Raw genomic sequence first — 13,262 nt, forward strand, 5'->3', positions numbered from 1 at the left:
TCACGCTCGCGCACCTCGGCGTGCTGTTTCTCGACGAGTTGCCCGAATTCGACCGGCACGTGCTGGAGATGCTGCGCGAGCCGCTGGAAGCCGGTCGCATCACGATCTCGCGCGCGGCCCAGCAGGCCGACTTCCCCGCCGCGTGCCAGCTGATCGCCGCGATGAATCCGTGCCCGTGCGGCTGGCACGGCGATCCGTCCGGGCGCTGCCGCTGCTCGCCGGACGTCGCCACGCGCTACCTGCGCAAGCTGTCGGGGCCGCTGCTCGATCGCATCGACATCCAGATCGACCTGCCCGCGCTGTCGCCGGCCGAACTCGCATCACGTGCGACGGCGCCCGGCGAGCCGAGCGCCGCGGTCGCCGCGCGGGTCGCGCAAGCGCGTGCGCGGCAGCTCGACCGGCAGGGCAAGACGAATCACATGCTGAGCGGGCGCGAGACCGACGATCTGTGCCGGCCGACCGACGACGGCGAGCGGCTGCTGCGCGAGGCCGGCGAGCGCTTCGGCTGGTCGGCGCGCGCGTATTTTCGCGTGCTGAAGGTCGCGCGAACGATCGCCGACCTGGCCGGCGATCCGTTGCCGACGGCCGCGCAGATTGCCGAGGCGATCCGCTACCGGCGCGCGCTCACGGCACTGTGAGCGCGCGCGGAGGACAAAATCAGACTGTCAAGACTTGACTTATGCACAATTTCACGAATCCTGCCCCGGATCACGGTTCTCCGGCGCCCTTTCATCGAAAGATTCGTATGCATTTGTTTTGATTGAATTTTCCCAAACAGAACGCACGCTACGAAACGGCCCGGAAGGCCGTCCGGCGCAGCTTTGCGGGAGATTCAGCCAACTTTTCAACAAAGTTATCCACATGCATTGTGGATAGCCGAAAAATCCCCGCAAAATCCGGCGATTAGCGCCGAAAGCTGCGAATGAACTTTCAGTTGTCACAGCGTGTCTGAGCGCCCTCGCCGGCCGGCGTCAGTCGAGTTTGAACGAGCCGAAAAACTGGTCGAACTGTTCCTGCGCGAGCGGCCCGTCGGCGATCGCGACGGCCTGGTACGCATGCCGGCCGCGCGCCACGAGCCGCGCGACGATCGTCTTGTGCGAGTGGTCGCCACCGCTGGCCGCGCCCGCGATGCGCAGCTCGAGCCCGTTCACCGCGCCGCCGGCCGCGAGCGGCACTGGCACCGAGGCGGTCTGTGGCGTGCCCGCGAGGTTGCGCGACAGCCCGGCCTGCAGGAACGCGAGCGCCGCACGGCGCGTGTCGTCGCGGTCGTCGGGCAGCGTCAGCGTGCCGACCGCGAACACCGCGCCGTCGACGTGCGCGGCCTGCATCCGCATCGGCATCGACGCGCCGCCGACCGCCACCGGCTGGTCCTCGACGGTCGGCTTCGCCGGCAGGTCGATCGTGTAGCCGGCGTCGTTGTGCAACGTACGCCAGTCATATGACGGCGAGCACGCAGCCAGCACCGCGCTCACGCACGCGAGCGCGGCGAAGTGTCGCAGCGGACGAAAAAGGGGGCGCAACGGATCGATGACTTCCTTCGGCATGGCAGTGATAGGGACAGGCAAAACGCCCATTATCCGCCGAACCAGACACCCGGGATGTGTGGCGGCCGCCGGTACGCGCGCCGCATTCGCGCTAAAATAGGCGCCGAATTTCGACGTCCTTTGCATCGATCCGCGTCATCGACCGACTCCGAGAGCACCGCAGATGAACACCACGCCTCCCGCCCAGCGCCGCACCGGCCCCGCCCGCTACATCGTCGCGGCCGTCGTCGTCGCGGCCATCGCCGTTGCCGGCTTCTTCGCGTTCAACGGCAAATCGACCGTGCCGGACGCCACGTTCACGCTGCTGTCGGGCCAGAAGGTGTCGACGGCCGGCGACCTGAAGGGCAAGGTCTACCTCGTGAACTTCTGGGCGACGAGCTGCGCCACCTGCATGCAGGAAATGCCGCAGATGGTCGATACCTATAATCGCTTCAAGGGTCAGGGGCTGGAATTCGTCGCGGTCGCAATGAACTACGATCCGCCGATGTACGTCGCGAACTATGCGCAGACGCGCCAGCTGCCGTTCAAGGTCGCGCTCGACGACGGCAGCGTCGCGAAGCAGTTCGGCAACGTGCAGCTCACGCCGACCACCTTCGTCGTCGACAAGGACGGCAAGATCCTGAAGCGCTACGTCGGCGCACCGCAGTTCGCGGAACTCGACGCGCTGCTCAAGAAGGCGCTCGACAGCAACGCGGCCTAAGCGCCGCCCGTCCGCGCCACACAACAAGACGCGCAGGGCCGCACGCTGCGCCCTGCCCCGCACCACGGACCGCACGACCGGCCAGCCCGGTTCCGCGGTCCGTTTGTGTTTCAGCGCTCGGTTTCGCCTTTTGCCGACAGCCCGTAGCGCTTCATCTTCTCGTACAGCGTCGCCTTGCCGACATGCAAACGGTCGGCCGTCGCGGCGACCGCGCCGCCCGTCTGGTTCAGCGCCTCGGCGATCACCGCGCGCTCGAACTGCTCGATGCGCTCCTTCAGCGTCTGGTCGTTCTCGGCCTCGCCGGCATTCGCGCCGGCTTCCTGCGGCATGTCGGCGACGCCGAGCACGAAGCGGTCAGCCGCGTTGCGCAACTCGCGCACGTTGCCGGGCCAGTCGCGCTGCATCAGGCTCGCGCGCTGCCGGTCGGTCAGCACGGGAGCCGGCCGCCCGTAACGCACGGCCGCGTCGAGCATGAAGTGCTCGAACAGCGGCACGATGTCCTCGCGGCGCTCGGCGAGCGGCGGCAACGCGATCGTCACGACGTTGAGCCGGTACAGCAGGTCGCGCCGGAACGTGCCGGCCGCGACGAGCTCGCTCATGTCGCCTTTCGCGGCCGCGACGACGCGACAGTTCACGCGAATCGGCTGGTTCGAGCCGAGCCGCTCCAGCACGCCGTCCTGCAGCACGCGCAGCAGCTTCACCTGCAGCGCGAGCGGCATGCTTTCGATTTCGTCGAGGAACAGCGTGCCGCCGGACGCATATTCGAGCTTGCCGACGCGGCGCTTCGCCGCGCCCGTGAACGCACCCGGTTCGTAGCCGAACATCTCCGACTCGAACATCGGCTCAGGCAGCGCGCCGCAGTTCACCGCGATGAACGGCTTGTCGCGACGCGGCGACAGCTCGTGCAGGCTGCGCGCGATCAGCTCCTTGCCGGCGCCCGTGTCGCCGTTGATCAGCACCGACGCGTCGGTCGGCGCGACGTTCGCGATCAGCTTGCGCACCTGCTCGATCGCCGGGCTGCGGCCGATGATGCGCGGCGCGACGATGTTCTGCCCGGCCAGCTCGCGCCGCAGCGCATGGTTCTCGAGCACGAGCTCGCGCCGCTCCAGCGCGCGGCGCACCGTCTCGATCAGCCGCTCGGCCGCGAACGGCTTTTCGATGAAGTCGTATGCGCCGTCGCGCATCGCCTGCACGGCCATCGAGATGTCGCCGTGGCCGGTGACGAGGATCACGGGCACGTCGGGGACCCGCTCGCGGCACTGCGCGAGCAGGTCGAGCCCGCTCGCGCCGGGCAGCCGGATGTCGCTGACGATCACGCCGGCGGCTTCCGCGACGATCGCCTTGTCGGCCGCTTCGGCCGATTCGAACCCGACGACGTCGAACCCCGCGAGCTGGAGGCTCTGCACGCTCGCCCGGCGAACGAGCGCATCGTCTTCGATATAGATCACTTGCAGCCGGTTGGCCATCGTAGTCACTTGCTCCTGACGGGCCGCGCGGCGAGGTTGCGCGCGCGGCTGCGTTGATGCCGGTCGTTCGCCGACCGGGCTAGGGTCTGCTTGCCTGGTGCGAGCCCGCCGGCTCGGATACGGAGTCCGGATGATGCGTGCGTGCGCGACGCAGCGTCAAGACGAACAACGCGCCGCCGGACGGTGCATTGCGCGCAGTCAGCGCGCCGCCCGCGTCGCTCGCGATCGACGACGAGATCGCGAGTCCGAGCCCGAGCCCGCGCCCCATTTCCTTGGTCGTGAAGAACGGCTCGAACAACCGCGGCAGCAGGTCGGGCGCGATGCCGGAACCGTTGTCGCGCACCTCGATCGCGAGCGTCGCGACCGACACCGCGACCGTCACTTCGATCGCGGGTGCCGCGACACCCGCGACCGCGTCGAGCGCGTTGCCGAGCAGGTTGATCAGCACCTGCTCGAGGCGCAGGTCCTCGCAGCGGGCAACGAGTTCCGGATAGTCGCGCGCCAGGTCGAGCGGCGCATCGTGCGCGGGCGACACCGTCGCATCCTGCAGCGTCAGCGTGAGCCCGACACCGCGCAGCCGGTCGCCGAGCAGCGACAGCACGCTGCGCAGCGCGCGCACGACGAGCGCCTGCTCGTTGCGCGGTTTCGCGCGGCCGACGAACAGCTTCAGCTGGTTGGTGATCTTGCCCATCCGCTCGGTCAGCGCGGCGATCGCCTCGAGGTTCTCGCGCGCGGCCGCCTGGTCGCCGCGATCGAGCAGCACGCGCGTGTTGTCCGAGAAGCTGCGCAACGCCGCGAGCGGCTGGTTCAGTTCGTGCGTGATGCCGGCGGCCATCTGGCCGAGCGCGGCGAGCTTGCTCGCCTGGATCAGTTCGTCGTGCGCGGCGCGCAGTTCCTGTTCCGCGCGGATCCGGTCGCCGACTTCCTTCTGCAATTGCTCGTTCGCCTCCGACAGGTCGGCCGTGCGCTCCTCGACGCGCCGGTTCAGCTCCGCGTACGCCTGCTGCAGCAGCGCGCGGCCGCGGATCATCTCGCGCACGCGTGCGCGGCGCATCCGCCAGTAGAACGCGAGCAAGGCGACCGACACGAAGCCGAAGCCCGTGACGATCGTCGCATTGCGCGCGTCGGCGTCGATCGGCGCGAGCGGCGCGAGCGTGACGAGCAGCCAGTCGGGTTCGCCGATCCGCCGCTTGCTGGCCAGGAAGCGCGGCGCGCGCAGGCCGGGGCCTACGCCGGCCGCACCGAGGCGCACGATCTCCGCATCGGCGCCGAGCACCTGCTCGACGCGCAGCGGCAGCGGCGTGACGGGCTGCTGCGCGTACTGGCGCGTCTCGTAGATCGACGCGGCGACGGGCCCCGTCAACGGATGCAGCGTGTGATATTTCCATGCGGGCACGGACGACAGGAACACGACGCCGTGATCGTCCATGACGACGAGCGGCTCGGACGCGTCGGCGCCCTGGAACCATTCGAGATTGAGCTTCACGACGACGACGCCCGCGATCTTGCCGTCGCGCCACACCGGCTGCGAGATGTAGTAGCCGGGATCGCGCGAGATCGTGCCGATCCCGAAGAAGCGGCCGACCTGGCCGTTCAACGCGTCGATGAAATACGGCCGGAAGCGATATTCGATCCCGACGAAGCTGTCGGGCGCGCGCCAGTTGCTGGCGGCGACGCACAGGCCGTCCGCGCCGATCACGTAGGTGACGGTCGCGTGCGCGTGTTCGTTGAGATCTTCGAGATAGCGGTTCGCGCGTGCGGTGAAGTCGGCGCGCTTCGGCTCGGCGAGCAGGTCCTGCACGTACGGATGGCTGCCGAGCAGATAGGGCAGCGATTCGTAGCGATCGAGCGTGCTCTTGAGCGCGTTGGTGGTGCGGTCGACGCGCACCGCGGCGTTGCGCTGCAGCTCGGCGACGCCGCGCTGCCACGTGATGGTCCACGTCAGCGCGCACGCCGCCGCGAGCGCGGCGGCAAGCACGACGAGGATGAACAGGCGGCGCTTCACGGACGAGGCTTCCTGGCGATGCGGATCGCCTATTGTGTCATAGGGCTCCGCATCAACGCCCCGGTCGCCGCGCGGCGCGCCGCCTGCGGGCGGTGCCGCCGCCTGCTCCTTCATGATGTCAGACGCCGGCCGTCTCGGTCGTCGTGACCTCGCCGCCACCCTTCAGCGCCTGGCGCAGCTTGGTGCGGTCGAGCTCCTTCTCCCATGCCGACACGACGACGGTTGCGACACCGTTGCCGACGATGTTGGTCAGTGCACGGCATTCGCTCATGAAGCGGTCGATGCCGAGGATCAGCACCATGCCCGACAGCGGGATCGTCGGCACGACGGCGAGCGTCGCGGCGAGCGTGATGAAGCCCGCGCCCGTGACACCGCTCGCGCCCTTCGACGTCAGCATTGCGACCGCGAGCAGCGTGAGCTGCTGCATCCACGTCAGTTCGATGTTGGTCGCCTGCGCGATGAACAGCACGGCCATCGTCATGTAGATGTTGGTGCCGTCGAGGTTGAACGAGTAGCCGGTCGGCACGACGAGGCCGACGACCGAACGCGAGCAGCCTGCCTTCTCGAGCTTTTCCATCAGCTGCGGCAGCGCAGCTTCCGACGAGCTCGTGCCGAGCACGATCAGCAGCTCTTCCTTGATGTAGGACACGAAGCGGATGATCGAGAAGCCCGTGAAGCGCGCGATCGTGCCGAGCACGACCAGCACGAACACGACCGACGTCAGGTAGAACGTGCCGATCAGCTTGAGCAGCGGCACCAGCGAGCCGACGCCGTACTTGCCAATCGTGAACGCCATCGCGCCGAACGCGCCGATCGGCGCCAGCTTCGTGACGATGTGCACGATGCCGAACAGCACGCGCGTGAGGCCGTCGATGAAGTCGGTCACGACCTTGCCGCGCTCGCCGAGGTGCGCGAGCACGCTGCCGAACAGCAGCGCGATCAGCAGGATCTGCAGGATTTCGCCCTGCGCGAACGCATCGACCATCGTGTTCGGGATGATGTGCATCAGGAAGTCGACCGTCGACTGCCCGTGCGCCTTCGCCGCATACGATGCGACTTCCTTGCCGTTCAGCGTCGCCGGATCGATGTTGAAGCCGACGCCCGGACGCAGGATGTGCGTGGCCGCGAGGCCCAGCATCAGCGCGAAGGTCGACACGATCTCGAAGTACAGCAGCGCCTTGCCGCCGACGCGGCCCACCTTCTTCATGTCCTCCATGCCGGCGATGCCGGTGACGACCGTACAGAAGATGATCGGGCCGATCACCATCTTGATCAGCTTGATGAAGCCGTCGCCGAGCGGTTTCATCTCGGTGGCGAGCGCCGGGTAGTAGTGGCCGAGGATCACGCCGACGATGATGGCGAAGATCACCTGCGCGTAGAGCACTTTGTAGAAGGGTTTCTTCTTCACGATGGTTCCTGCTGAAGTAGATGAGCCGGTGGAAACGGCGTCACGCGCGCGGACGAATGTCTCAGGGGAAAAGTCACCCGCCCGCGCGGCTGCCGTGCCGCAACAAGCGATGCCTCAGGACGTCCGGAGGGGGTGGAAGGCAGTGGTCATCGATTGTCTCCTTGGTTTAATAGTCAGGCCGGGGGGATGGCCGTGCTTTTCATATTGCAAGGTCGATGCCAGGCTTCCAGAACCCCTCAAGGCATTGTTTTCATTGTATTTCTCATAATGCGGCAGGCAAGGAAATCCGGGATTCCGGATTTCCGGAAAATATCCGTCCGGCGATCCGGACGGATTCGGGGGTCCGTTGGAGCCTGAGCGGCGGGGATAGCTGCGTCGACATTTACGCGATTGACCACAGTGATGTGTCTCGTCAGATCGAATACCCGACCCTGTTCGTGCTTCCGCGGTCATCATGGCAGCAGTGAACCGGCCCCTTGTTCTTGTCTCATTCTTCAAGCAGTTTTATAGATTCGAGGATTTCCATAAAAATGTCGTAGCTCAACCCTGCATCAAGATCGAAGTCTCCGCCTCGGCGCACCAGGCAATATTGACTCATTGCTACTGTTTCTTTCGCGTTCCCAACGATTAACCTGATACATCGGTGCCGATTATCAAATCTCCCGCAATAATCAGGGCTCGATACGACGCCCCGGTTATTTTTGTAAGAATCCTCCGCAATCCAACCTCTCCAATTTGCCCCCGCGACCTCGGATATATGCGTCGCGCCAGATAATCCACATTCCTTTTCTTCCAATTCGCTTACCGAGATGACAGATCCATTTTCAATTCGACGCAAACCACTTCCGTTGAGTGAATTCAAAACACTATCAAGATCACGCCTGTAGATGTGTAATGTTGGCAATTTTTCTAGTAGATTAGGATTTTTCCGACCACCGACTAAAGAACCGATCAGCATGGTTGCTCCATTTTGCTCGCGATACGAATCCACACACGGGCTCACCTCGTAATCAGCAACGGGAGCAAGGGCCGTCGGAAGGCTAAGTGACAGACCACAGTTCTGATAAAAACCATAACGCCGCATCGACTCGCGACCTTCCGAGACAGAAAGTCCAAAAAATAACAAACAAATGATTACCGACAAGCGCGAAATACATCGCCTAAAATTAACCATAGCCAATACATTTTTGCGCATTTATTTTCCTTGAATTTTATTAACAGACAACACGCAATTTATCCCTCAATTTGCCTTTTTAATATTGAGCTTGACGGCATAATTTCATCATCATCAAAAATGAAGTAGATGTATTTGAAAAATTCTTGCCGCTCTAGCAATCCTGCACTTCCGCCATTCACCGGAGTTGTAATTGCTGACACATTGATGTCGGTCATGCCTAGATCGGCTCGTCGATGGATGTTCATACCGCTCCGGAGAGCACCGGTATTTGGCGACACCATCATCTTGCTTGTCCAAAAGTACCCAGCCGAGTCTGCCGCGACAGACGGATCTTTTGCCAACCTAAGCGGGTTGGGATCTGTCAAGAAATCGGCATTGCGGAACTCGCCATAGACTTTATAGCCATTACGGCCGGTGAGGTGAATCAGTCCGCGCCCCCGAAAGCGGGGTCCATCGCCCAGTTGGGTATTCCCTAAACTTTGAGCTTTCGCGCGAATTTCCCCAGGTCGTTGCAATACATAGGCAGGACGATCCCTTCCTCTCAGAAACCCCATAGCCTGTAACCAAGCACGCTTATTGTCGTAATCCTCGCCGGCCTCTACTGGCGTTAAACCTTCGTACATGGTACGAAAGTAGCGCTCGCCACCTTTCTCAACAGTCGATTTAAAAGCACCGCTCTCCTTGTATATTTGCGCCAGGAAATGAGCTTGCCTCAGCGGAGTGACAAATCCATATTTCAACCACATGCGATTTATAGCCATGTGCATGTTTTGCGGCATGAAGCCATCTCCGCCATTACCACACGTCCAGCGACCCCAAGCAATTGACCATGGGATCGCCCCTCCTGCATTTGGGGAGGAGCGCCGAGGCAAGGTTTGCGCCAACTCACGTGTACTGCGCCAACTGCAACGTTTCAATGCATCAATAAGCCTCACCGGATGAAAGTGATAGTGCTCTTTATCCAGTGTCAGCCCTTTCGCCACCGCGTCCTCCCAAAACGCCAAGGCGTGGTGATGGCGCTTGAGCCTTTCATACGCCGGGGCACCCAAGCACATCGGAAACACAATGTTTGCAACGGCGCTCTCTCCTTCGGAGCCTTTCAGCCAACTCCAGCGCTTGTCGAAGTCATCGCGCGCCCACTCGGAGGGCATCTTGACCACGCAGTAACTCAAGCGCTCGCGCATTTCGCCGGTCTGCGCTTTAGCGTAGGTGCGAATCAGCCGACCACGATATTCGGTAGCGGCGTCGATGACGGTGGCCGCATCTCGCGGCACGTTGCCAGGACCAGGCAACCCCGGGACGGGATGCTGTGCTGGCCGGCGGGGCTCGATCAGGTCGAGCAATTGCATCGAGTCGCAGCGGCTGTTGCCGTCGGTATCGTCATCGATAAACGTCCAGCCTTGCCAATGGGGAAAGTCAGCGTCGCTGTACACCTTGACGCCGGCGCGATTGAGGTCGACGAAGGCGGTCGTGTTCGCGTCGATGGCGATCTTGCGAAAGTGCGGCAGGCGGCCCTCGTGCAGATCCGAGGCGGCGGGCGCGTCGGATCCAAGGATGCGCCCGAAGCGCAGCATCTCGTAGCCAGCGCTGGGGCATCCGGGGTAGGTGACCACCGCTGTCTTGTAAAGGTTATAGCCCCCTTGGGGTTCAGACTCTCTACCCCTGCGCTCGCCGCTGACGTCACGCGTAATCAGAGTAATGTCGCCGCGCGCCTCGCTCAGGGTGACGATCAGTGCTTCCTTGGTTCGGCCGATGGGCTGTACCGTCCACTGCGCCCACACCTCGGCGGTCAGATCATCGGGCGGCGTCGCGGCCGCCCCATAGACCGCAGGCACGCGGATGGTGCGCTGTGCATTCGTGGGCAAGGCAAGCGGTTGCTTTCCTGCTTGCGGGGCTGATGCCATGGCTGCTTGGTAAGCGCCGGTGACCCTCGGCCACCAATCGCCAGCTTGCGCCTCGGTTTTGCCGTTGAGCGCGAGAATCCGCGCCGGCGTAGTCCGGAAGCGCTGCGCGACGCTTTCGAGGGTATCGTTGGCGGCGCCCAAAGTGGAATTGAAGGCCCGCACCACATATTTCCGGGTTTCAGTACGAGGATTGACCGCGTATAGGAGCGCGCCGGCGGGAACCACGATGTGCATGTCGCCCCAGACACAGTTGCGCCGCCCTTCGTCGTCCTTCAGCTTGCCTTCGCTGCGTCCCATCAGTTTTGCCACGTTCGCTTTGTCCGCGACGATTTCGAAGTGGATGCGGTTGGGCTTGCCGTAGATGTCGCCAGCTTGGCCGATCGGGTCCTTGCGATACACCTTGTCCCCCTTCTTCCAGTCCGCCTTCGCCACGGTGCTCAGGTGCTGGTAGATCGAATAAAAGGCCACCTCGACGCCCTCACCGATTTCGGTCTTGTGCTTGAGGATGACGACACCGTTGCTGGTCCAGCCGGCGTAGTAGTACAGGGGGTTGGCGTCGCGTTCTGCCCCGCTTGGCGTTTGCGTCGGCTTGGGAGCACTGGGGCGGGCGAATACGATTTCACCATCGGCGATGGCGCGCACCGGCTCTGGATTCGCGTCGCCACCTGGCGCGACCAGATGCACGCCGCCGTGCCAGCCGAACTGGTGGCTGACGGGGAAGGTGCCTTTGCCGCTCTTTTCCCCCAGACCGAATGTCCCGTCGTTCTGGTCCTCGTCGGTCCGCGGTTGAGGCGAGCGCAAGAAAGGAAAGCTGATGAGCATGGTGGGTTCCTGGGAGTTACTCGGAGAGCGGCAGGTCAGTCGGGTCGGTGGGCTCGCCAGGCAGCGGGGTGCCGTCGATGCCTAAGCGGTTGCCACGACCGATGCTGTCGCCTGTCAGCGGGCCCTTGAACCGCGTCACCACGGCGTCGAGAGTGATACCGCCGTCGTCCAGCGTGATCGTGCCGCCCGGGCCGCGCAGGCGGAATACCTCGCCGGCTTGCAGCTCGACGACCTTGGTGCGTTGGCGAATGGCCTGTCCCGCCTCAAGCTCGGCATGGCCCTGCACGCGCTGTTCCAGATGCCCGCCAATATCGACCGTGTGATTGGCGGCGGTCTTGTCGCGACGATGGTTGCCAACCTCCTCCGTGCGGTCCTTGGCTGTGTGAATGGTGTGGTTGCGGCCGATGCTCAGGAGGTCGTCCTGCCCGATGTCGTGGCGGCGGTCCTGGCCGATGGTGACCTGCTCGTCGTGGCCCACGGTATCTTTGCGGTCGTTGCCGATGGCGATGGTTTCGTCGTGCTCGACCTGCTCGCTGCGGTCGTTACCGACGAAGGTGGTTTCGTCGTGATTGACATGGACGTTCTGGTCTTTCTGCGCGTGGACGTAGATTTCCTCCTGATCCGCCTCGTCCTCGAAGCGCAGTTCGTTGTAGCCGTCGCCCTTGTGCGTCTGGCTTCTGATCGTCATCCGCGTCTTGTGACGGGGCAGTTCGTACGGCGGCAACTGCAAGCGGTTGTACGCCCGCCCGATGATGAGCGGCTGTTCCGGATCGCCATCCAGGTTGACCACGATCACTTCCTGCCCGATGCGCGGGATCGCCATATGCCCCCACGTCGCGCCGGCCCAGTTCTGCGCGACCTGGATCCAGCACGAGCTGTGCTCGTCGTGCTTGCCCTCGCGATCCCATGGGAACTGCACCTTCACCCGGCCGTACTCGTCGGTGTAGATCTCTTCGCCTTCCGGGCCGACCACCGTCGCCGGCTGCGGGCCGTCGATGCGCGGGCGCGGCAGCGGCTCGGCACGCCATTCCGCATCGTCGGGCACCAGCACGGCTTCGTAGCGGTAGTGCGTGCCCTGCTGCGCGTCGGCACCCTCCTCTGCCTGGCTGGTGTATTGCTTGCCGTGATGGACGATGCTGATCGGACGCCAGCCGCGGTTCATGTCTTCGCGCGGGTGGCCGGTGAGGTCGAACGCGATGCCCGGCTGCAGGCGCGCATCGTCGCCGCTCACACTGGCCATACGCGCGTCGCGGCGGTGGCCGCGCAGGCGGTCTTGCGTGAAGGCCTTGCCGCTGGCTTCGTGCTTGTAGCGGCCCGGATAGTCGTAGCGCGCGTAGCTGCGGCCCTGGTGATCGAGGTCGGTGCCATCGCGCGGGTACTCGTGCGGGAAGCGTGGGCTCTTGAACGTGTAGTCGCGCTGCACCTGACGCGCGGTGCGTACGTTCTCCGTATAGGCGAAGGTGCGCAAACTGGGCTGCGGCTGATCGCCACCGGGCGTCGGGTTATACAGCACTGGCTCGCCTTGCTGCCGGCCGAAGATAAACAGGCGATCACAGTGAATCAGGCGATGCCCGTCGGCCTTGTGCTGGAAGGCGTAGAAAAAGCCCTCTTCGCGCAGGATGCGCTCGGTGAAGTCGTAGTCGGTATCGCCGGCCTGCACGCAGTACTCGCGCGCCAGATGCTCGGCGGTGACGCGCTGCTCGTAGTCCAGCGTTTGATTGTGTGCCTTGAGCACGGCCGTCGCGATCTCCGGCACGCTCAGGGTCTGAAAGATGCGCCAATCCGACGACAGCTTCAGACGCGCCAGGCGCGGCTCGACCACCGCGGAGTACCGGGTCCGTCGAAACCCCGTCTCGCCTTGGGCCAGCGATGAGATGGCGCCGTGGACATAACGCACCGGCAGCCCGCCCTGCCAAATCGTGAGCAGGCCATTGCGGTCGAGCACCTGGCCGAAGTCGATGGCGGGATTCGCGCTGGCCAATTCCACCTGCAAGAGGAAGGTCTCGGACAAGCCTTCGTGCAAAGTGAACTCCACCACCTCGAACGACTCGTCGCCGGCGGTGAAGGTAAAGCGCAGATCGGATTGGATAACCATATTCAAGCTGTTCGCTAAACGCCAAGCAGCAACGATTGACTATCGCAAGATCCACGTCTATTGGACGAATCCGAAAGTAGAGTTTCTTCGAGACGCGGCTTCCTGCAGATCCGGCCAGCATCGCTCACAAGTACCGCCTGT

General features: G+C 63.9%; 9 protein-coding genes. 2 read left to right on the forward strand and 7 right to left on the reverse strand.

Annotated features, from left to right (window positions below; genetic code table 11):
- Nucleotides 1-638, forward strand: a 638-nt coding sequence (locus tag PI86_RS00415) for an ATP-binding protein (protein ID WP_039317483.1), incomplete at its 5' end; no start/stop codon positions are given.
- Nucleotides 639-971: 333 nt separating this feature from the next.
- On the opposite strand, the gene PI86_RS00420 is transcribed toward PI86_RS00415, so the two are convergent.
- Nucleotides 972-1,544 (reverse strand): hypothetical protein, encoded by a 573-nt coding sequence (locus PI86_RS00420; RefSeq protein WP_039317486.1) that lies wholly within the window; start codon nucleotides 1,542-1,544, stop codon nucleotides 972-974.
- A gap of 163 nt (nucleotides 1,545-1,707) precedes the next feature.
- Here PI86_RS00420 and PI86_RS00425 point away from each other — a divergent pair, with 163 nt between their 5' ends.
- Nucleotides 1,708-2,244: a TlpA disulfide reductase family protein gene (locus PI86_RS00425; protein WP_014895936.1), complete on the forward strand. Its 537-nt coding sequence runs from the start codon at nucleotides 1,708-1,710 to the stop codon at nucleotides 2,242-2,244.
- A gap of 110 nt (nucleotides 2,245-2,354) precedes the next feature.
- On the opposite strand, the gene PI86_RS00430 is transcribed toward PI86_RS00425, so the two are convergent.
- The 6 genes from PI86_RS00430 to PI86_RS00450 all read right to left on the reverse strand — a co-directional run bounded on the left by PI86_RS00430 (nucleotide 2,355) and on the right by PI86_RS00450 (nucleotide 13,121).
- Nucleotides 2,355-3,710 (reverse strand): sigma-54-dependent transcriptional regulator, encoded by a 1,356-nt coding sequence (locus tag PI86_RS00430; protein WP_039317492.1) that lies wholly within the window; start codon nucleotides 3,708-3,710, stop codon nucleotides 2,355-2,357.
- Nucleotides 3,711-3,789: 79 nt separating this feature from the next.
- Nucleotides 3,790-5,829 carry a sensor histidine kinase gene (locus tag PI86_RS00435; protein ID WP_039317494.1) on the reverse strand — a complete coding sequence of 680 codons (2,040 nt, stop codon included), beginning with the start codon at nucleotides 5,827-5,829 and terminating at the stop codon, nucleotides 3,790-3,792.
- A 4-nt stretch (nucleotides 5,830-5,833) separates the two neighbouring features.
- Nucleotides 5,834-7,123, reverse strand: coding sequence for a dicarboxylate/amino acid:cation symporter (locus PI86_RS00440; protein ID WP_014895933.1), 1,290 nt, complete (start codon nucleotides 7,121-7,123; stop codon nucleotides 5,834-5,836).
- 487 nt (nucleotides 7,124-7,610) lie between these two features.
- The gene (locus PI86_RS16750) at nucleotides 7,611-8,318 is read right to left on the reverse strand and encodes a hypothetical protein (RefSeq protein WP_152608010.1); all 708 of its coding nucleotides are present in this window, start codon (nucleotides 8,316-8,318) and stop codon (nucleotides 7,611-7,613) included.
- A gap of 38 nt (nucleotides 8,319-8,356) precedes the next feature.
- Nucleotides 8,357-11,026, reverse strand: a complete 2,670-nt coding sequence (locus tag PI86_RS17565) for a peptidoglycan DD-metalloendopeptidase family protein (protein WP_052319339.1) — start codon at nucleotides 11,024-11,026, stop codon at nucleotides 8,357-8,359.
- A 16-nt stretch (nucleotides 11,027-11,042) separates the two neighbouring features.
- Nucleotides 11,043-13,121 (reverse strand): type VI secretion system Vgr family protein, encoded by a 2,079-nt coding sequence (locus tag PI86_RS00450; protein ID WP_039317497.1) that lies wholly within the window; start codon nucleotides 13,119-13,121, stop codon nucleotides 11,043-11,045.
- Nucleotides 13,122-13,262: the final 141 nt, after the last annotated feature.

Source organism: Burkholderia sp. A9 (genome assembly GCF_000801975.1).

Bases quoted from the DNA above. Each gene is read 5' to 3' on its own strand.
- PI86_RS16750 (WP_152608010.1), bottom strand. From the start codon at position 8,318: ATGCGCAAAAATGTATTGGCTATGGTTAATTTTAGGCGATGTATTTCG.
- PI86_RS00435 (WP_039317494.1), bottom strand. From the start codon at position 5,829: ATGAAGGAGCAGGCGGCGGCACCGCCCGCAGGCGGCGCGCCGCGCGGC.
- PI86_RS17565 (WP_052319339.1), bottom strand. From the start codon at position 11,026: ATGCTCATCAGCTTTCCTTTCTTGCGCTCGCCTCAACCGCGGACCGAC.
- PI86_RS00430 (WP_039317492.1), bottom strand. From the start codon at position 3,710: ATGGCCAACCGGCTGCAAGTGATCTATATCGAAGACGATGCGCTCGTT.
- PI86_RS00420 (WP_039317486.1), bottom strand. From the start codon at position 1,544: ATGCCGAAGGAAGTCATCGATCCGTTGCGCCCCCTTTTTCGTCCGCTG.
- PI86_RS00450 (WP_039317497.1), bottom strand. From the start codon at position 13,121: ATGGTTATCCAATCCGATCTGCGCTTTACCTTCACCGCCGGCGACGAG.
- PI86_RS00425 (WP_014895936.1), top strand. From the start codon at position 1,708: ATGAACACCACGCCTCCCGCCCAGCGCCGCACCGGCCCCGCCCGCTAC.